Source organism: Flagellimonas sp. L-11, assembly GCF_056857735.1.
Genome location: NZ_JBSXNR010000028.1, coordinates 62,535 through 82,485, shown reverse-complemented (window position 1 = coordinate 82,485; position 19,951 = coordinate 62,535). Strand labels below are relative to the sequence as shown.

At 41.9% G+C, this 19,951-nt stretch carries 15 protein-coding genes; 9 read left to right on the top strand and 6 right to left on the bottom strand.

Annotated elements, in window-relative coordinates:
• Positions 1-162: 162 nt before the first annotated feature.
• Together AC13CC_RS03150 and gyrA are read right to left on the bottom strand one after the other, a co-directional pair.
• On the bottom strand, positions 163-1,425 hold the full coding sequence (locus AC13CC_RS03150) for a tetratricopeptide repeat protein (RefSeq protein WP_482877905.1): 1,263 nt from the start codon (positions 1,423-1,425) through the stop codon (positions 163-165).
• Positions 1,426-1,477: 52 nt separating this feature from the next.
• Positions 1,478-4,006, bottom strand: coding sequence for a DNA gyrase subunit A (gyrA, locus tag AC13CC_RS03145; protein WP_482877904.1), 2,529 nt, complete (start codon positions 4,004-4,006; stop codon positions 1,478-1,480).
• Positions 4,007-4,266: 260 nt separating this feature from the next.
• Between gyrA and AC13CC_RS03140 the strand changes: the two genes are divergently transcribed.
• Together AC13CC_RS03140 and AC13CC_RS03135 are read left to right on the top strand one after the other, a co-directional pair.
• Positions 4,267-6,822, top strand: coding sequence for an ATP-dependent Clp protease ATP-binding subunit (locus AC13CC_RS03140; RefSeq protein ID WP_482877903.1), 2,556 nt, complete (start codon positions 4,267-4,269; stop codon positions 6,820-6,822).
• A 158-nt stretch (positions 6,823-6,980) separates the two neighbouring features.
• On the top strand, positions 6,981-7,400 hold the full coding sequence (locus AC13CC_RS03135; RefSeq protein WP_482877902.1) for an STAS/SEC14 domain-containing protein: 420 nt from the start codon (positions 6,981-6,983) through the stop codon (positions 7,398-7,400).
• Positions 7,401-7,403: 3 nt separating this feature from the next.
• Here AC13CC_RS03135 and AC13CC_RS03130 read toward each other — a convergent pair whose 3' ends face one another.
• Entirely contained in the window at positions 7,404-8,942 is a 1,539-nt protein-coding gene (locus AC13CC_RS03130) for an NAD(P)H-hydrate dehydratase (RefSeq protein ID WP_482877901.1), read from the bottom strand.
• A gap of 259 nt (positions 8,943-9,201) precedes the next feature.
• Between AC13CC_RS03130 and thrA the strand changes: the two genes are divergently transcribed.
• From thrA to AC13CC_RS03095, 7 genes are all read left to right on the top strand, one after another.
• Entirely contained in the window at positions 9,202-11,646 is a 2,445-nt protein-coding gene (thrA, locus tag AC13CC_RS03125) for a bifunctional aspartate kinase/homoserine dehydrogenase I (RefSeq protein ID WP_482877900.1), read from the top strand.
• Positions 11,647-11,649: 3 nt separating this feature from the next.
• Positions 11,650-12,573 carry a homoserine kinase gene (locus AC13CC_RS03120; RefSeq protein WP_482877899.1) on the top strand — a complete coding sequence of 308 codons (924 nt, stop codon included), beginning with the start codon at positions 11,650-11,652 and terminating at the stop codon, positions 12,571-12,573.
• A 4-nt stretch (positions 12,574-12,577) separates the two neighbouring features.
• The gene (gene thrC, locus AC13CC_RS03115) at positions 12,578-13,873 is read left to right on the top strand and encodes a threonine synthase (protein ID WP_482877898.1); all 1,296 of its coding nucleotides are present in this window, start codon (positions 12,578-12,580) and stop codon (positions 13,871-13,873) included.
• A gap of 101 nt (positions 13,874-13,974) precedes the next feature.
• Complete coding sequence (gcvT, locus tag AC13CC_RS03110) at positions 13,975-15,063, top strand: glycine cleavage system aminomethyltransferase GcvT (RefSeq protein WP_482877897.1); 1,089 nt, start codon at positions 13,975-13,977, stop codon at positions 15,061-15,063.
• Between the two features lie 7 nt (positions 15,064-15,070).
• Complete coding sequence (locus AC13CC_RS03105) at positions 15,071-15,889, top strand: sugar nucleotide-binding protein (protein WP_482877896.1); 819 nt, start codon at positions 15,071-15,073, stop codon at positions 15,887-15,889.
• Between the two features lie 48 nt (positions 15,890-15,937).
• A complete protein-coding gene (locus AC13CC_RS03100; RefSeq protein WP_482877895.1) occupies positions 15,938-16,219 on the top strand; it encodes a 4a-hydroxytetrahydrobiopterin dehydratase in 282 nt (93 codons plus the stop codon).
• Positions 16,220-16,289: 70 nt separating this feature from the next.
• Positions 16,290-17,000 (top strand): YebC/PmpR family DNA-binding transcriptional regulator, encoded by a 711-nt coding sequence (locus tag AC13CC_RS03095; protein WP_326278670.1) that lies wholly within the window; start codon positions 16,290-16,292, stop codon positions 16,998-17,000.
• A gap of 42 nt (positions 17,001-17,042) precedes the next feature.
• Here the strand turns inward: AC13CC_RS03095 and AC13CC_RS03090 are convergent, their stop codons facing one another.
• Genes AC13CC_RS03090 through AC13CC_RS03080 form a run of 3 tightly spaced genes read right to left on the bottom strand, consistent with a single transcriptional unit; the run spans position 17,043 to position 19,270 of the window.
• Positions 17,043-17,294: a hypothetical protein gene (locus AC13CC_RS03090; protein ID WP_326278669.1), complete on the bottom strand. Its 252-nt coding sequence runs from the start codon at positions 17,292-17,294 to the stop codon at positions 17,043-17,045.
• Between the two features lie 3 nt (positions 17,295-17,297).
• Positions 17,298-17,993 carry an RloB family protein gene (locus AC13CC_RS03085; protein ID WP_326278668.1) on the bottom strand — a complete coding sequence of 232 codons (696 nt, stop codon included), beginning with the start codon at positions 17,991-17,993 and terminating at the stop codon, positions 17,298-17,300.
• The gene (locus AC13CC_RS03080) at positions 17,978-19,270 is read right to left on the bottom strand and encodes an AAA family ATPase (protein ID WP_326278667.1); all 1,293 of its coding nucleotides are present in this window, start codon (positions 19,268-19,270) and stop codon (positions 17,978-17,980) included. The genes AC13CC_RS03085 and AC13CC_RS03080 overlap by 16 nt, the downstream gene beginning before the upstream one ends.
• Positions 19,271-19,951: the final 681 nt, after the last annotated feature.

Genomic DNA, 19,951 nt, shown 5'->3' with positions numbered 1-19,951 from the left:
GCATTGGCCCACAATATGCGCAAAAAAGCGGCATAGGGCCACTTGGAAAATTTATCCCTTCACCAAAATAGGAAAATTAAGAGGTCAAAGACACCAAATTAAAAAACCGCCCCATTCTGTGAAATGAGACGGCTTCTTTTTTTATATAGGAAAAATATGGTATTACTCTTCCAAAAGCTTTTTAATCCTCATGAAGTTTTCGTTATCTCCCAAAGCTCCATAAATGTTTTTCAACTGGGTCAAGATGCTTTCGTTGTCCGGATTGGACTGGAGGGCATCTTCCAAAACTGCAGCCCCTTCTCTAAAAAGACTGTCTTTTTTATCCTTAAGCTCATCGTACTTGGCAATATCCGCTTTTGATGTCCCCAATTCGTTCATTTCATCAATAAGGCCGTTACCTTCATTCACATACGTTGTAGATAGGTTCAACAAGGCATTGATATACCCTGGATCAATGGACAAAGCCTTTTTGTATGCATCCCTTGCATCTTCCAAGTTTCCTTGCTCCATGTTGATAACACCGATATTGTATAGCAAATCGGCATTGTCCGGAGCCATGGCAGAAGCCTGTCCCATTAATTCTTTGAATTTTTCTTTATCACCTATGGCATAGTACAAGTTCGCTTCTCCCAAAACCAAATTCACATCGTCCGGGTTTTCGGCCCTTGCATCGGCATAAGCTTCGATAGCTTTTTCATTCTCTCCCATTTGCTGGTAGATCAGCGCAATGTTCTTTACGATTTCCGGTTTTTTAGATGGGCTTACCTCTTCCTTCGGATCCTTGTGTGTTCCCGCTTTCACATAAAGATCACGGGTTGCTTTGTCCATACTTTCCGTCTCCCCTGTCTCTACATTAACAGCGGTATAGGTTACAGATTCTCCATTGTAACCTATATCTTTAAGCTCCTTGTAATATTTTAAGGCCTCTTGGTAGTCTTGTCCGTTTACCGCACTACTTGCTGCGTAATAAAGGTATACCGTATCTTTTGGACTTAGCTTGTAGCTCATATACAACTTCTCAGCAGCTTCACTAAACTTTTTGTTGTTGTTGTCCTCAACTGCGGAATTGACCAAATCAGCGGTCATTTGTCCCATTTTTTCTTGTGCCACGGAAGTGTATTTAGATCTTCCGTCCGCTTCTTCTACCGCGATTACTTTGTTGTAAGCATCAACAGCTTCCTGAAATGCGGATACTTCCCCCTTTTTGGCTAATTCGTAGTTCGCATTTCCCAGAAGTGCATAATACTCGGCCTGATCTTTCTCCTTGGCCGAATCTATAGTGGATGCGGCGCTTGTCAAAGCAGCTTTTGCCGCAGCGGCATCACCATCTTTCAGAGCCCTTTCCGCCGTCTTCATCGCGTCCTTTTGGGCAAAACCCATAGTCGATATTCCTACGGCCAATAGTATTAAGATTCTTGTTCTCATGTTAAAAAATTGTAATTATTTAGTGTTTATCGATTACTACTTAGTTGAAATTCTATTCTTTTTCGTCGGTATTATCATCAATAGCCGTGCCATCCTCCCCTTTGACTTCGATATCCCTGATATCTACTTCGTCTACGGGGTCATCTTCTTTCATCACTTTGGCAACGGCCGCAATGGAGTCACTGTCCTTAAGATTGATCAAGCGAACCCCTTGTGTTGCCCTTCCCATAACCCTAAGGTCCTCGACACCCATTCGGATGGCAATTCCGGATTTGTTGATAATCATCAGGTCATCCGTGTCCGTAACGTTTTTAATAGCGACAAGATTACCTGTTTTCTTTGTAATGGAAATGGTTTTGACACCTTTTCCACCTCTGTTGGTAATCCTGTAATCTTCTATATTGGAACGTTTTCCGTAGCCTCTTTCCGAAACTACTAGAATATCGTCTTCAAAATTATGGACAGACACCATTCCTACAACCTCATCGTCATCATCAGCCAGTCTGATACCTCGTACACCAGATGCATTTCTACCCATTGGCCTTGTCTTGGATTCCTCAAAACGAATGGCTTTTCCTGATTTAAGACCTAGGAATATTTGGCTGGTACCCGTAGTCAGTTTAGCTTCCAAAAGTTCATCATCCTCGCGAATGGTGATGGCGTTGATACCATTTTGACGTGGTCTGGAGTATTGTTCCAAAGAAGTCTTTTTAACGGTCCCTTTTTTGGTGGCCATAATCACAAAGTGACTGTTCACGTATTCCTCGTCCTTGAGATCTTGGGTACAGATAAAGGCTTTTACCTTATCGTCTTGCTCTATATTGATCAAGTTTTGAATGGCCCTTCCTTTGGAAGTCCTACTGCCCTCGGGAATTTCGTAGACGCGCATCCAGAAACATTTTCCTTTCTGGGTAAAGAACAACATGTACTGGTGGTTGGTGCCCACGAACAAATGTTCCAAGAAATCCTCGTTTCGGGTAGAGGATGCCTTTTGGCCAACTCCGCCCCTATTTTGGGTCTTATACTCTGTAAGCGGTGTTCTTTTAACATAGCCAGCATGGGAAATGGTTATGACGACCTGCTCGTCCGGAATCATGTCCTCGATGCTCAAATCCCCTCCGGCATAATTGATTTCAGATCTTCTTTCGTCTCCATACTTCTCTTTAACTTCGAGAAGCTCATCTTTGATGATCTGCATTCTGCGTTCTTTCTTTTCAAGAATATCTTTTAAATCCTCAATGGTGTTTAAAAGTTCCGCATGCTCCTCACGCAATTTATCCTGCTCCAGACCGGTAAGCTGACGCAAGCGCATTTCTACAATGGCCTTGGCCTGAACCTCGGTCAATTTAAAACGCTCGATCAAACTATTCCGTGCTTCTTCAACATTGGAAGACCCCCTAATAATGGCAATTACCTCGTCAATATTATCGGAGGCGATAATAAGTCCTTCCAATATGTGCGCGCGGTCTTCGGCTTTTTTCAGCTCAAATCTTGTTCTTCGAACCACAACCTCGTGCCTATGCTCCACAAAGTGATGGATGATCTCCTTTAGGTTCAAAAGTTCCGGCCTACCATTTACCAGTGCAATATTGTTGACACTAAAAGATGACTGAAGCGCCGTGTACTTGTACAACATGTTAAGTACAATGTTCGGAATGGCATCCCGCTTTAAAATGTACACGACACGCATTCCGTTTCTATCGGACTCATCCCTAATGTTGGATATTCCCTCTATTTTCTTTTCATTGACCAAATCGGCGGTTTTTTTGATCATATCCGCCTTGTTCACCTGATAAGGGATTTCGGTAACAACTATACATTCTTTCCCTTGAACTTCTTCGATGGTCGCTTTGGCCCGCATTACTACGCGCCCTCTTCCTGTGTGGAAAGCTTCCTTTACGCCATCGTAGCCATAAATGAGTCCCCCAGTCGGGAAATCGGGAGCTTTTATGTGCGTAATGAGCTCATCTATTTCAATGTCATGGTTATCTATATAAGCTATAGTACCGTCCACCACTTCCGACAAATTGTGCGGCGGCATATTTGTGGCCATACCAACTGCAATACCGGAAGCCCCGTTCACCAATAAGTTGGGAATTCGGGTGGGCAACACGGTAGGCTCCATGATGGTATCATCAAAATTGAGTTGATGGTCCACGGTGTCCTTATCGATATCGGCCAACATCTCCTCTGCGATCTTGCGCATTTTGGCCTCGGTATATCGCATGGCCGCCGGGCTGTCCCCATCTACGGAACCAAAGTTACCCTGGCCATCGACCAACATGTACCTAAGACTCCATTCCTGGGCCATACGTACCATGGTATCATAAACTGAAGAATCGCCATGTGGGTGATATTTACCCAAAACCTCCCCAACAATACGGGCAGACTTTTTATGCGAACTGTTGGACCTTACTCCCAAATCGTGCATTCCGTAGAGCACTCTTCTATGTACAGGCTTTAAACCATCACGAACATCTGGCAGGGCACGTGACACAATGACCGACATTGAATAATCAATGTAGGCAGATTTCATCTCATCCTCAATATTTATAGGAATTAACTTTTCTCCTTCCGCCATGCTTATTTATTATTGATTTTTGTGGTTAAATTATCATGGCAATATACAGAAAATAGCAGCTTTCATAACGCTTTGCGATTACTTTATTAAAAAAATTATCAACAGTGCCAACATGATCGAGGATGTGATAATAAACCTTTGTTAAATCAGTGAAAAATGGTGATTATTCCGACATTTACCACTACTTTATCGAATAAGGGTACGGTATTTGACCACCGTAACAATACTTTTATTAATTTTAATTGCTGAAAAAGAAACGTATGGACGATAATTTTTCCCCCCGCGTAAAGGACGTTATAGCATACAGCAAGGAAGAAGCCCTGAGACTGGGCCATGATTTTATTGGCACGGAGCACCTTATGCTAGGTCTTTTGAGAGACGGAAATGGCAAAGCCATAAATATATTGGATGCACTCGATGTGGATTTAGATCACCTGCGTAGAAAGGTGGAAATCCTAAGTCCCGCAAATCCGAATACAGGAACGATACAGAAGGACAAAAAGAACCTTCATTTGACCCGCCAAGCAGAACGGGCCTTGAAGACCACTTTCTTGGAAGCAAAGCTCTTCCAAAGTTCTTCCATCAACACAGCGCATTTGCTGCTCTGTATTTTGAGGAACGAGAATGATCCAACAACCAAACTATTGCATAAACTGAAAGTGGATTATGACAATGTCAAAGAACAGTTCAAGTCCATGATCACCAGTGACGATGATTATATAGATACCCCCCAAGCGGAATCCTTTCCCGGGGACACAGATGATATGGGAGATAGCAAAGAAAGCTCTTTCGGTTCCAGTGCCTCCCAAAAGGGAAGCAAAAAGTCCAAGACACCTGTTTTGGACAATTTTGGGCGGGACCTTACCCGTTTGGCCGAAGAGAACAAATTGGACCCCGTTGTGGGCAGAGAAAAGGAAATTGAGCGTGTTTCCCAAATATTGAGCCGAAGGAAAAAGAACAACCCACTGCTTATAGGCGAGCCCGGTGTGGGTAAAAGTGCCATCGCAGAAGGATTGGCCTTGCGCATTATCAACAAAAAGGTATCGCGTATTCTTTACAACAAACGCGTTGTAACATTGGATTTGGCTTCTTTGGTGGCAGGCACAAAATACCGTGGCCAGTTCGAGGAGCGAATGAAAGCAGTGATGAACGAGCTCGAAAAGAATGACGACATCATCCTCTTTATCGATGAGATACACACCATTGTTGGTGCCGGTGGGGCCACTGGGAGTTTAGATGCTTCCAATATGTTCAAACCTGCATTGGCCAGAGGTGAAATTCAATGTATCGGAGCAACCACGCTTGATGAATACAGACAATACATAGAAAAAGACGGTGCCTTGGAGCGTCGCTTCCAAAAGGTAATGGTAGAACCCACTACCGTGGAAGAGACCATCGAGATTTTGATGAACATCAAAGGCAAGTACGAGGAGCACCACAACGTAAACTATACCGACGAGGCCATTTTGGCCTGTGTAAAGTTGACCAACCGTTACATGACGGATCGATTCCTCCCCGACAAGGCCATTGATGCCTTGGACGAAGCGGGATCAAGAGTGCACATCGTGAACATGGACGTACCCAAACAAATCTTGGAACTGGAAAGCCAGTTGGAAGATGTTCGCGAACTCAAAAACAGCGTGGTCAAAAAACAGAAATACGAAGAGGCCGCCAAACTTAGGGACGATGAAAAACGTCTGGAAAAAGAATTGGCATCCGCACAGGAACGTTGGGAGGAAGAAAGCAAACTGCACAGGGAAACCGTATCCGAGGACAACGTCGCCGACGTAGTTTCCATGATGAGCGGTATACCCGTAAATAGAATAGCACAGACCGAAAGCAATAAATTGGCCGAGCTCCCAAACCTTATCAAAGGATTTGTCATCGGTCAAGACGAGGCCGTGTCCAAAGTGGCAAGGGCCATACAACGTAACCGCGCAGGACTCAAGGACCCAAACAAGCCAATTGGTTCATTTATTTTCTTGGGACAAACAGGTGTCGGTAAAACGCAATTGGCCAAAATATTGGCCAAGGAACTTTTTGATTCCGAGGACGCCCTTATCCGCATAGATATGAGCGAATACATGGAAAAATTCGCCATTTCTCGCTTGGTAGGAGCACCTCCAGGATACGTGGGTTATGAAGAAGGTGGGCAGTTGACCGAGAAAGTTCGGAGAAAGCCTTATTCCGTAATATTGCTGGACGAGGTGGAAAAAGCGCATCCAGATGTATTTAATATGTTGTTACAGGTGCTGGACGATGGATTCCTTACCGATAGTCTTGGACGCAAAATCGATTTTAGGAACACCATAATTATCATGACATCCAACATCGGCGCAAGACAATTGAAGGATTTTGGACAAGGTGTGGGATTCGGTACGGCGGCCAAAAAGGCCCAGGCCGATACACATCAAAAAAGTGTCATCGAAAATGCATTGAAAAAAGCGTTTGCCCCAGAATTTTTAAACAGGATAGACGATGTAGTAGTTTTCAATGCGCTGGAAAGAGAGGACATACACAAGATCATCGATATCGAATTGAACAAATTGTACAAGAGAATCAAGGACATCGGATACGACTTACATCTTTCTGATAAAGCAAAAGATTACATAGCCGATAAAGGTTTCGATAAACAATATGGGGCACGGCCTCTTAAAAGAGCTATCCAAAAATATATAGAAGATACGCTGGCCGAGGAAATCGTAAACTCCAAATTGGAAGAGGGCGACAGTATTTTTATGGACTTGGACGAGAAAAAAGAAGAACTCACCATCAAAATAAAAAAAGCTGAAAAATCACCTGAAGCTGAAAAATAAAGCTTGATAAAACTTTTTAAAAAAGCTGGCTGTGGCCAGCTTTTTTTATGACCTGGAATTACCATACATAAGATATTTTAGCGTTTAATCTATTATTTTTCCTTTGATTGGCTTTCCCTTATAATTTCGTGAACGAGACACTATAATTACACTTGGGAATGAAAATAACTTCTAAAAAGAAGACCATAGTGGTACGTGAGTATCAACTTGAGGTCGGAACGGTGCAGGTTTTTGACAACTATATGGTCGCTTCTTTTGACGAAGGTGCTACTATAACATTGGAAAGGACCTATCAAATCATCGGAATTTCGGAAATACACTTCAGGGGCAAAGACTTTGGCTATATCAGCCTTAGAAAGAATTCCTATGCGATAGACCCTACTGTATACAATTATCTCAGAGGCCTGGACAACTTAAAGGCCTTCGCCATTGTTTCCAAAAAGGAAATAGACATGCACAATTTCAATATTGAAAAGATGTTCTATAAAAAACCTATGGAATTTTTTATAGAATTTGACAATGCCTTGGATTGGGTGCAAAAAAGAATAAAACCAAAAAAAGGAAGAAATAGCGCCTAACAACTAGTGGGTATTATCCTTCTGTTCCATTTCCGGTTGACGGAACAGTTCGGAATAGGCATTTCCAATATGTTCCACAAGTATGGATGCCTTGAGTGCCTCATAACCTGTCGAGGGTACCGCTAAATCTCCTGCCAAACCGTGCAGGTACACACCAAATATGGCTGCCTCGACAGATAAATAGCCTTGTGCCAATAACCCAGTAATCATTCCGGTCAATACATCGCCACTACCTGCGGTAGCCATACCGGGGTTTCCTGTAGTATTCACATAACCTTTGCCATTATATATGGTAATCGTGTGTGCTCCTTTTACAACCACCACAAGATCATACTTGGATGCAAATGCCTTGGTTTTTTCCAACTTATCAAAATCCGAGGCCCACTCACCTATCAACCGTTGCAGTTCCTTTGGGTGTGGGGTCAGTACGGATAATCGGGGAACATCTTTCAACATTTCAGGGTTTTGGGATAAAATATTCAACCCATCGGCATCAATGACCATAGGAGAATTGCTTTTCTTTAAAAAGGAACCAAAGGCCGAAACGGTATCGTCATCCAACCCGATTCCCATACCAATGCCAACGACCGAGGGTTCAAAAGGAATCTCGATTTCAGAAATACTCTTTTTCCGAGATCCAGTCAACACCATCACTTCCGGAACTGCGCTTTGCAAAGAATCATATCCGCATTTGGGAACAAAAGCGGTAACCAAGCCACTTCCAACACTCAAACAGGCATTAGCGGCCAGTTGTACGGCACCGATCTTCCCATAACTGCCGCCAATAATAACGGAATGACCGTAAGTCCCTTTATGCGAGAACTTAAGTCGCGGCCGGTACATGGGCAGTACTTCCGGTCTGTCTATAAGTTCGTAATCGGCATCAGTTTTAGCAATACAATCAGGATCTAGACCAATATCCACTATTTCCCATTGGTTAACATAAATGCCTGTTTCCGGCAAAAAGAAAACCAATTTGGGCAGTTGAAAGCTCAACACATAACTAGCCCGGATCACATACTCCCTATTCCAAGGATTTCTATCCACAGGCAATCCCGACGGAACATCCACGGATAAGGTAAAGGCTCTTGAATTGTTGATATGTCGAATCAAATTTCCGACCCAATCATCCGGAGCTCTGTTGAGTCCGATACCAAAAATGGCATCCACCACAATATCATTCGGTGATATTTGGGGCAAGTCGCTTTGCTTATTGATAAAATCCGGCCAAACTTTCATGTCCTTTAAACGTTCCAAGTTCAGTAAAAAATCCTCAGAACGCCTTTCACTATAATTTACCACATGCACCTTAATGGAGTAATCGTGTTCATGCAGTTTTCTGGCCAGTACCATGCCATCTCCCCCATTGTTACCTATACCACAAAACAACTGAATATTGACTTGGGTACCCCGCAAACGGGAATGTAACCACTCGAACAGCTGGGTAGCCGCCCTTTCCATAAGCACATCGCTGGTTATCTGTTCTCTTTGGATTGTGGATTTATCAGCTTGATAGATTTGTTGAGCAGAAAAAATTTTCATTCAGCAATAAAAATTGATTATTCGTACGGATTTCGTAAAAAACAACACCAACGATTTGATGAAGTATACAAAAGTACTACATTTATCATCTCATTACAGAGCAATGGAGTTAAAACAAACGGATATTAACCTTAATTTGATGAACCCTTTTTCATCTACAATTACAATTACTACTACCACCCCTTTGGGGTAAGTCTACTATATATAATTCCGTCCGTTTATTTAATCTATTTTCAATTTTTCACATCAATATTTCTTTATGAAAGTCTTAAAATTTGGAGGCACTTCTGTTGCCAATCCAGAACATATAAATAAGGTCAAATCCATCCTTGGCAATCAAAACAAGGAACAAATTGCGGTTGTAGTATCAGCTTTTGGGGGCGTTACAGACCTTCTCCTCAATGCATCGCGCTTAGCATCGGAACAAGATGTAAGTTATAAAAACAGTCTCAAGGAAGTTGAGGACAGACATATTTCCGCCATCAGGGAATTGATTCCCGTAAAATCTCAAAGTGCCGCTTTGAGCAAAGTGAAAAGTGAACTCAATATTTTGGAAACTTTGCTGGAAGGTGCTTTTTTAATCGGAGAACTCACCCCAAAGCTATCGGATAAAATAGTAAGCTACGGGGAATTGCTGTCATCCTTCATTATTAGTGAATTTTTAAAATCCGAAGGATTGGATGTAGCATTCAAGGACAGCAGGGAGCTGATCATTACCGATAACAATTTTGGCAAGGCCAATGTGGATTTCAACATCACCAATGCCAATTGTAAAGGTTTCTTTGCCTCGAACAAGCACCGGACAACAATCTTGCCCGGGTTCGTGGCATCTAGCAAAAGTGGAGATCTTACCACCCTGGGCAGAGGCGGCTCCGATTACACTGCCGCCATTATCGCCGCTGCCGTAGATGCGGAAATATTGGAAATATGGACCGACGTTAGCGGCATGTACACGGCCAATCCAAAATTGGTAAAGCAGGCAAAATGTGTTTCCAATATCAGTTATGAAGAAGCCATGGAACTGTCCCATTTTGGGGCCAAAGTATTGTATCCCCCTACCATTCAACCGATTTTGGGAAAAGAAATTCCTATTGCGATCAAAAATACTTTTGACCCAGATAGCCCTGGAACCTTGATTACCAAAAACAACAATGGGAATGGGAAAACAGTGCGAGGCATCAGCCATGTGGGCAACATAAGCCTTCTGTCATTGGAAGGGCCCGGTATGATCGGGATTCCGGGAATCTCCAAACGATTTTTCGAGACACTCTCCGTAAAAAACATCAGTATTGTTTTGATTACCCAAGCATCTTCCGAGCACTCCATCTGTGTAGGGATTGCCGATGAAGATGTGGACATGGCAGCCGAAGCGGTCAACGAGACCTTTGAATACGAAATATCAAGGAAAAAGATAAAACCCGTTATCGTTGAAAAAGATCTGACCATTGTTGCACTTGTTGGCGACAATATGAAAAGTCACCAAGGGTTGAGCGGTAAAATGTTCAGTACACTAGGGAAAAACAATGTGAATATTAGGGCAATCGCCCAAGGGGCTTCGGAACGAAACATCTCTGCGGTCATCAAAAAAGAAGATGTAAAAAAAGCACTCAACGCGTTGCACGAAACCTTTTTCGAGGAAAACATCAAACAGCTTAACCTCTTCGTGATGGGTGTTGGCAATGTGGGTTCCAAGTTTTTGCAGCAAATCCGCCAGCAAAAAAAATATTTAAAAGAAGAGCTAAAACTTAATGTTCGAGTTATTGGAATCAGCAACTCCAGAAAAATGGCTTTTGATGAAAGTGGAATTTCACTCAAAGACTGGGAAAACATAATAGATCAGGGAGAACCTGCCAATAAAGAAGTATTTTTTAGCCGCGTCAATGCACTGAACTATCGCAACAGTATTTTTGTGGACAATACTGCCAGTGCCGAAGTCTCGGAAAGCTATTCGAGCTATCTCAAAAACAGTATTTCCGTGGTCACTTGCAATAAAATTGCATCCTCTTCAATTTACGAGTACTACAAGGAACTAAAACACTTGGCCAAGGAATACAATGCCCCTTATTTATTCGAGACCAATGTGGGGGCAGGCTTACCGATTATTGACACCCTAAAGCACTTGATCGCTTCGGGTGACAAAGTGCGAAAAATTCAGGCCGTGCTATCCGGTAGTTTAAATTTTGTCTTTAACACATTTGATGACTCCACTACCTTCCACGACGTGGTAAAGCAAGCACAGGAACAAGGCTATACCGAACCCGACCCTACAATTGATTTGAGCGGAGTGGACGTAATGCGTAAAATCTTGATTCTAGCTCGGGAAAGTGGTCATCAATTGGATATTGATGGCATCGAAAACGAAGCATTCCTTCCCAAAGAAAGCCTAGAGGCCGATTCCAACGATGCATTTTTTGAAAGCTTGAAAAAATATGAAGCCGACTTCCAAAAATTGTACAAAGATGCAGCCAATGCCGATAGCAAACTAAAATATGTGGCCCAATTTGAAGATGGAAAGGCCAAAGTGGGCTTGCAGCAAATTCCAAAAGGACACGATTTTTACAACTTGGAGGGGAGCGACAACATTGTACTGTTCTTTACCGACCGCTATGTAGACCAGCCTTTGATCATAAAAGGGGCCGGAGCGGGTGCCGATGTTACCGCATCGGGTATCTTTGCGGATATAGTTCGAATAGGTAATTTCTAGATTATGGAGGAAATCAAAGTATTTTGCCCGGCAACCATAGCCAATGTCTCCTGCGGATTTGACGTACTGGGTTTGGCACTCGATTCGGTCGGCGATGAAATGACCATTCGCAAAACTTCCGAAAAAGGCATTCGAATCACCAAAATAAAAGGGCAAGAGCTTCCTTTGGAAACGGAAAACAATGTAGCAGGCGTAGCGGGTTTGGCCTTTATGGAAAAAAGCGATTACGAAGGCGGTTTTGAAATTGAAATCGACAAACGTATAAAACCAGGAAGTGGAATTGGCAGCAGTGCCGCAAGTTCCTCAGGTGCCGTTTGGGCCATGAACGAATTGTTGGGCAGGCCGTTTACCAAATTGGAATTGGTACAGTTTGCCATGCAAGGGGAAAAATTGGCCAGTGATGTGGCCCATGCCGATAATGTGGCCCCAGCCATTTATGGTGGGTTCACCTTGGTTCGGAGTTATGAACCTTTGGACATAATTCCCATACCAACACCATCGGAATTATATGCTACGGTTATCCATCCTCAGATTGAGATAAAAACCTCGGACTCCCGTAAAATTTTGAAGACCACTATTTCCATGCAACAAGGCATCCGGCAATGGGGCAACTTGGGAGGTTTGGTCGCAGGGCTTTTTCAAAATGATTATGACTTGATCGGACGCTCTTTGCACGACCATATTGTAGAGCCCATCCGTTCCATTTTAATCCCCGCTTTTGATGACATTAAGGCCAATGCCCTAAAAGCGGGGGCGCTCGGAAGCGGAATCTCAGGGTCTGGCCCATCCATTTTTGCACTGAGCAAAGGGGAAAAAATCGCACAAAAAGTAGCAGAGTCCATGAAAGAAACCTATCAAACCATTGGGGTAGATTTCGATATTCACATTTCCAAAGTCAACAGCCAGGGGATAAAAAAAATTGCTTAAATCCATGAAATTCCACAGTCTAAACAACCAAAATATACAAGCCTCGTTCAAAGAGGCGGTCATAGCAGGAATCGCTCCTGATAAAGGGCTTTATTTCCCAGAAAGCATCACTCCCCTTCCTACTGATTTTTTTGAGAATATTGAGGAACTTTCCAACCACGAAATAGCATTTCAAGCCATTCATCAATTCGTGAACGAAGACATTCCAAATGGTATCTTGAAAAAAATCATCGCCAACACCTTGGATTTTGATTTTCCCGTGGTGGACATTGAAGAAAATATTGCCACTCTGGAGCTTTTTCACGGCCCCACTATGGCCTTTAAAGATGTTGGCGCGCGTTTTATGGCCAACTGTCTTGGGTACTTTTCCCAAGGCGAAAAGCAAGATGTTACCGTTTTGGTGGCTACTTCCGGGGATACCGGTGGTGCCGTTGCCAATGGTTTTTTAGGGGTTGATGGTGTCAAGGTGGTTATCCTTTACCCAAGCGGAAAAGTGAGCGAGATTCAAGAAAAACAATTGACCACATTGGGCCAAAATATCGAGGCCATGGAAGTGGATGGCGTTTTTGACGATTGCCAACGCATGGTAAAGACCGCTTTTTTGGATGAAGAAATCACAGCACACAAAAAACTGACCTCAGCCAACAGCATCAACGTGGCCAGGTGGTTGCCCCAGCTCTTCTATTTTTTGTTTGCCTACAAACAGGCAAAATCAAAAGGAAAGGAAATTGTTTTCTCCGTACCCTCTGGGAATTTTGGAAATATCTGTGCAGGGATGGTCGCCCAAAAATTGGGAATGCCTGTCAAGCATTTTGTGGCCTCCACCAATGTAAACGATGTGGTGCCCAAATTTATGGAGAATGGGGTATACAAGCCGATGTCATCCATTGCTACTATTTCCAATGCCATGGATGTGGGCGACCCAAGCAATTTTGTACGGATCCGACATATGCACAAAAATGATTTGGAAACGCTTAAAGAGCACCTTTCCTCATACGCTTTTACGGATGAAGCCACAAGGGCGGTTATGAAAGAGGTATATTCCAAAACAGGGTACGTTATGGACCCGCATGGTGCCGTTGGGTACCTTGGATTAAAGGAATATCAAAAATCCCATCCAGATACCTATGGTATTTTCCTGGAAACCGCCCATCCTGTTAAATTTTTGGATGTGGTGGAGGGTACTTTGGGGTTGAGTCCAGAAATCCCACCTCAAATTATAAGGGTAATGCACAAACAGAAAAAGTCGCATCAAATCTCTGCATACGAAAATCTAAAATCCTATTTGCTCGATACTTAGTCGAACACTCGGCTATTTTAACAAAGCGTTGTTTAAAACATTCTTTTGGATGAAGGTGCATCTGCGGTGAAATCAATAAATTTGCTTCAAAACCAAAAGGAATGAAAAATACTGCACTTACCAAAACGCATGAGGCATTGGGGGCTAAAATGGTACCTTTTGCGGGCTATAATATGCCTGTTTCCTATGAAGGTGTAAATATTGAACATGAAACCGTTCGCAAAGGTGTGGGCGTTTTTGATGTCTCTCACATGGGGGAGTTTTTGATCGAGGGCCCAAAGGCTTTGGAACTGATCCAAAAAGTGACGACAAATGACGCTTCCAAATTGACCGTAGGAAAAGCGCAGTATAGTTGTTTGCCCAACGAAACGGGCGGAATCGTGGACGATCTAATTGTTTATAGGGTAAAAGACGAGACCTATCTATTGGTGGTGAATGCATCCAATATTGAAAAGGATTGGGACCATGTTGCAAAATATAATAAAACCATTGGTGCCGAAATGCGGAATATTTCAGATGATTATTCCCTATTGGCCATCCAAGGGCCCAAGGCGGTAGAGGCTATGCAATCCATCACTTCCGTGGATTTATCCGCCATTAAGTTCTACAACTTTGTTGTAGGTGATTTTGCAGGGATTGACCATGTAATCATATCCGCCACTGGATACACCGGTTCCGGAGGTTTTGAGATCTATTGCAAGAATTCCGAAGTGCAACAAGTGTGGGACAAAGTCTTGGAAGCTGGGGCTGATTTTGGCATTAAGCCTATTGGTTTGGCCGCCCGTGACACCCTTCGCTTGGAAATGGGTTATTGTCTTTACGGAAACGACATTGACGATACCACCTCTCCGTTTGAAGCGGGCCTGGGTTGGATTACAAAGTTCACGAAGGAATTTGTGAACAGCGAAAACTTTGCCAAAGAAAAAGCCGAAGGTCCCAAAAGAAAACTGGTAGCATTCCAAATGGAAGAGCGGGGGATCCCAAGAGCGGGATACCCTATTTTGGATACCGATGGCAACCTAATAGGAAAAGTAACCTCGGGCACCATGTCGCCATCCCTTTCCAAAGGAATCGGGCTCGGCTATGTGACCACCGAGTTTTCAAAAGTGGATACCCCTATCCATATTCAAATACGAAAAAACACTGTTTTGGCAAGCATTGTAAAATTGCCATTCTATAAAAACACCTAACTGACATTTGGATAAAAAAAAGATATTGATATTGGGAGCGAGTGGATTTGTGGGCAATGCCATATACAAAGAACTCTGCTCCTATTTTGATACTTACGGTACTTACTGCTCCAATCGTTCTTTTGCCAAGAACAAACAGTTTTTACGCTACGATATTGAGGAAGATGATATTTTTAAGGTTCTTGAAAAGGTCAAGCCAGATGTAATTGTTTCATCGCTCCGGGGAAATTTTCCCGCACAGATTCAGGCCCATCAACATTTGATGGAGTATTTGATGCAAACAGATACAAAATTGTACTTTATTTCATCTGCCAATGTTTTTGATGCCTACAGCAAGTATCCATCCTACGAGCACGACAAAACCCTATCGTTAAGTGTCTATGGACGCCTCAAAATAAAAATCGAAAACATGATGATGCGTTTGCCCAAAGGTAAAACCGCAATACTTCGTGTACCTATGGTTTTTGGAAATGCTTCGCCCCGGATCAAAGAAATAAAGGAAAATATAGCAAACAAGGAACCTATTGAGGTATTCCCGAACCTTATCATTAACGTGACCAACGATGATAGGCTTACACAACAAATACACTACCTCATCAATAGAAACAAAACAGGCATTTATCATTTGGGCAGTAACGACCTTATCCAACATGAGGAATTCATCAAGGAGGTCATTGAACATTTGGGAAATTATCACCCGATTTACAAAAGGGTCTACACCACCAACGAGGATAGATATTTGGCCGCTCTGCCCAAGGACAATGTCTTGCCAAAGAACCTTCGCATCAGTTGCCAAGAAATTATAGAGCACCATCTCCCGGTATAGTTTTCTTTTGATCACTTATTTGGTTATCTTCTGGAAAAATGAAGATGTATGAAAAAGTTGACCACCAATGAAATTACAGAAGCCTTGAAAAACTTATCGGGTTGGGCCTTAAAGGATGATATGATCGAGAAAACCTTCACTTTCAAAGATTTTAAAGAGGCTTTTGCTACAATGACGCACATTGCCTTTGAATGTGAAAAACAAAACCATCATCCCAACTGGGAAAATGTCTACAACAGCCTCACGATCAAACTAAGCACGCACGATGCCGACGGGCTTACCCAAAAAGATATCGACCTGGCAAAATCCATAGATGAAATAGTTGGATAGCCCAGCCCTATTCATCTTGACAAAGGGGCTTTTTTTGCTAAATTTGCCATCATCCAGAATTTAAGATTATATGGGAAGAGCGTTCGAATTTAGAAAAGCACGGAAAATGAAGCGTTGGGCAGCCATGTCCAAAGCCTTTACACGTATTGGGAAAGATATTGTTATGGCCGTTAAAGAAGGTGGCCCCGACCCCGATGCCAATTCCAAGCTACGTGCCGTAATTCAGAATGCCAAGTCCGTAAACATGCCCAAGGACAATATTGAGCGTGCCATTAAAAGGGCTTCGGACAAAAGTCAGGGCGATTACAAAGAAGTGCTTTTTGAAGGCTACGCACCCCACGGTATTGCTATTTTAATCGAAACGGCCACCGACAATAATACACGGACCGTGGCCAATATCCGAAGCTACTTTAACAAATGCAACGGAAGTTTGGGCACATCGGGCTCTGTTGAATTCATGTTCGACCATACCTGCAACTTTACCATCAACGGAGAGGGCATCGACCCCGAAGAACTGGAATTGGAAATGATTGATTTTGGTGCCGAAGAAGTATTTGTGGATGAGGACGGCATTCATATTTATGCACCTTTTGAAAATTTTGGTGCCATTCAAAAAGAATTGGAATCGAGAGCGATTGAAATTGTTTCCTCTGGTTTTGACCGCATTCCACAAGTAACCAAAGAACTCAATGAAGAAGAAATGGCCGATGTAGATACACTTCTGGAAAAAATCGAAGAGGACGATGATGTGCAGAACGTGTTTCACAATATGAACATGTAGGTATATATCTGATATTCAATTATTTACATATTAATCTGAATATTAAGTTTGTGCATCATACATTACATTTTTGGAAGAGTTTACACAGCTTAACAAAAAAGCATAACTAGCTTTAATGCAGTTATTTATAGATTTACCAAAGAAAAAAGGTCTTTGGACAGGAAATTCGGAAAGACCAAATCCTTCGAATTCAAGGTCCGTGATTGATTTCTCAATATTCTCCAACCTTTCAGGACTATCTCCTATATCTAAAAGTCCTGCTTGTAAAAGAGGTTGTAAAAATTTGTTTTCCATAATCTAATCTATTGTAGTTAATGTCTTTAATTCTTCTATTAATTTGTATACCATCGTACAAGGATTATGATTGGCATAATCCTGTCGCTGTCCATACTTTTCTGACAACCTCTTTCCATTTCGGATAGCATCTTCTTGGCTACCATATTCCTTAAGAAGTGCATACATCTGTTCATTATTTTTTTCATATCGGAATACCTCCCCTAAAACAGGTTTGAGATTGTTCTCGATCAGTTCCTTAAAATCCTTTCTGAGTATAGCATTTTCGTAATATTGAAAATGTAGCAAGTACCAAAGTTCAAATGCTTCATTGCTCCAAGCACATCCAATATCATCATTCCCACAACGCTGAATAGCGGCATTAAAATCCTGTGATGAAAAACTGTCCTTGTCGAACACTACCCAAAGCTTATCTACCTGTCGGGTGTTGCTCTTTTCGTAAACTCCTTTTAACCGCAAAGCTTCATCCACCAAAGATTGGGTATTCCTGCCCGTCCCTTCAATATCTATTTGGTATGCGGTCAACACACCTTTAGGCAAATCCTGTTTTAGTCCTTCAAAATAGTTAGGTTCCGTCGCTTCACCCTCGCATACAATGAGGTAATACTTACGCTTGTTTCGGATGTTCTTCTTCCGTTTTTGCTCTTCCCTTGCAAATCGTTTTAACCGTTCATTCGGGATTTTTATTTTTCTTGCCATCCTGTTACTACGTTTGAAAGGTTGCCTATAAACGGAATTGCTCCGTAACGTCCTTCTATATAATCTTTCTCGAATGAACGATCCTTGCGAATCGTTTTTCCTTCTTCCTTATATTCCACTAAGGAATACATATCCGAAGCACCATATTGGTCCTTTTCCACAAAATAAATCTGGTCCCTTCGGTAATTACCATAGTACAATAAGTTCGTGTCGTGCGTGGCAAAAATGAGCTGTGCATTATTGGGATTGAATTGCTTCGAGTTAAAGAGCCGGGTGACCGCAAGTGTCAATAATGGATGTAAGCTGGCATCAAGTTCATCTACAACCAATATGCCACCATCATTTAAAACATCAAATACAGGCCCGGAAATATTAAATATTTTGTTTGTGCCGGAGGATTCCTGACTACGCATATCAAATTCTACATCGCCGACAGCTTTACCTTGATCATTATATTTCTTATGTATGGTTTTTATATCAATTTTATATGCCCCTTCTAAATCAGTTACTAATTGTCTCACAAGGCTTTCCGGCATATCATTGGGAAGCTCTTTGGCATCAAAAGGCTTTTTATTGATAGCTATATCATCAAACCCCAAATCCAGTCTTTTATAAAAATTAAGTAGCTTGGAACTTGTATGTTTGTCCTCCAGCATCCCAAATGTCACACCTTTGTATCCTTCATGGGTTAACCCAGAAATGGTAATGAAGTTATCAAACCATTTCATGATCTTTTTGGCAATCTTTCCATTAAACTGGTCTGCTACAGCCAGAAATAGCGCATTATCGCGGGTACGCTCTTCCAGATCTTTCCCTTCGGGAAAATTCCTGGTTACTTCGATACCGTCATATTCGCGAAGAAACATGGCTTTCTCTGCATTTTTTGGTGCTTCAAAAAGCCATTCGGCATGCACTTGCCTATCATCCACTTCAAAACCATATCTATATCGAACGTTATCAATGATAAAAATGGCCTCAAAGAGAGAGGGAGCCTTTTCAGTTTCTGTACTTAATAAAAATGGGGTCACGTCCAACTCATCTGCAGATGATTGATCAAAAGATTGCAGGACCAAACGTCTCATTGTGGACATGGCGCGGACAAAGTTACTTTTGCCACTGGCATTGGCTCCATATATCACGGCTCCTTTCAACAAATCCCTACGCTCGGTAGAGAATATATTCGTGTCTATATGCTCTTTTATAGAGGTTGCGGCAAGACTCAGCGTTGTTTTAGCTTTGAATGAAAGAAAATTGCCTACTGAAAATTCGAGTAACATATTTTTATATTTATGAGAATTTTTCTCAAAAATACAAATAATTAAATCACTAATAGTCTTTTATTGAGATAATTTCTCATATTTTATGAATTTATAACCAAGTATGCGGTAGTATTCCCCATCTAATAAGCACAATGTTATTTTTACCATATGGTATAATACTTCAGAGTAAAAAATTTGGATGTGAATATCTAAACAAAAGTAGACTGATTTTGATGTTGAGTTTGTTGTGAACAGTAACATGCCTTATTGCACAAAAGTCGATTAGATTTTATCTCATAAAAAAATAATTCAATAAAAAAACGAACTAATTTCGAACTAATAAGATAAATTAAGTCTCAATTAATTAATAATCAAATTATTAATAGTGAAATAATGACAATCAGAACGTGTACCACACCATGCAGGGATAAGTACGCCCACACCCTTTAAATAAACGCAAAAGCCTCTACTTGAAATAGAAGCTTTTATTATTTATAATAATTATAGGCTGGAATTTCATTGACACTACGATCAGAAACGGGTTCGAGTCCCGTACTCTCCACCAAACCGTCGATTGAAAAGTATTTTCTTTTGACGGTTTTATTTTCACCAGTAGCTGATTATCAATACACAAAAATTCTTTCAACGTTTCTGAAGAAATTGCCCGATTTATGAAGCTGAAAAAGGGAAAGGGCTTTC

Excerpts from the sequence above, each read along its gene's own strand:
- AC13CC_RS03095 (WP_326278670.1), top strand. The coding sequence starts at position 16,290 with ATGGGAAGAGCGTTCGAATTTAGAAAAGCACGGAAAATGAAGCGTTGG.
- AC13CC_RS03085 (WP_326278668.1), bottom strand. The coding sequence starts at position 17,993 with ATGGCAAGAAAAATAAAAATCCCGAATGAACGGTTAAAACGATTTGCA.
- thrA (WP_482877900.1), top strand. The coding sequence starts at position 9,202 with ATGAAAGTCTTAAAATTTGGAGGCACTTCTGTTGCCAATCCAGAACAT.
- AC13CC_RS03150 (WP_482877905.1), bottom strand. The coding sequence starts at position 1,425 with ATGAGAACAAGAATCTTAATACTATTGGCCGTAGGAATATCGACTATG.
- gyrA (WP_482877904.1), bottom strand. The coding sequence starts at position 4,006 with ATGGCGGAAGGAGAAAAGTTAATTCCTATAAATATTGAGGATGAGATG.
- AC13CC_RS03140 (WP_482877903.1), top strand. The coding sequence starts at position 4,267 with ATGGACGATAATTTTTCCCCCCGCGTAAAGGACGTTATAGCATACAGC.
- AC13CC_RS03120 (WP_482877899.1), top strand. The coding sequence starts at position 11,650 with ATGGAGGAAATCAAAGTATTTTGCCCGGCAACCATAGCCAATGTCTCC.
- gcvT (WP_482877897.1), top strand. The coding sequence starts at position 13,975 with ATGAAAAATACTGCACTTACCAAAACGCATGAGGCATTGGGGGCTAAA.
- AC13CC_RS03080 (WP_326278667.1), bottom strand. The coding sequence starts at position 19,270 with ATGTTACTCGAATTTTCAGTAGGCAATTTTCTTTCATTCAAAGCTAAA.
- AC13CC_RS03130 (WP_482877901.1), bottom strand. The coding sequence starts at position 8,942 with ATGAAAATTTTTTCTGCTCAACAAATCTATCAAGCTGATAAATCCACA.
- AC13CC_RS03100 (WP_482877895.1), top strand. The coding sequence starts at position 15,938 with ATGAAAAAGTTGACCACCAATGAAATTACAGAAGCCTTGAAAAACTTA.
- AC13CC_RS03090 (WP_326278669.1), bottom strand. The coding sequence starts at position 17,294 with ATGGAAAACAAATTTTTACAACCTCTTTTACAAGCAGGACTTTTAGAT.
- thrC (WP_482877898.1), top strand. The coding sequence starts at position 12,578 with ATGAAATTCCACAGTCTAAACAACCAAAATATACAAGCCTCGTTCAAA.
- AC13CC_RS03135 (WP_482877902.1), top strand. The coding sequence starts at position 6,981 with ATGAAAATAACTTCTAAAAAGAAGACCATAGTGGTACGTGAGTATCAA.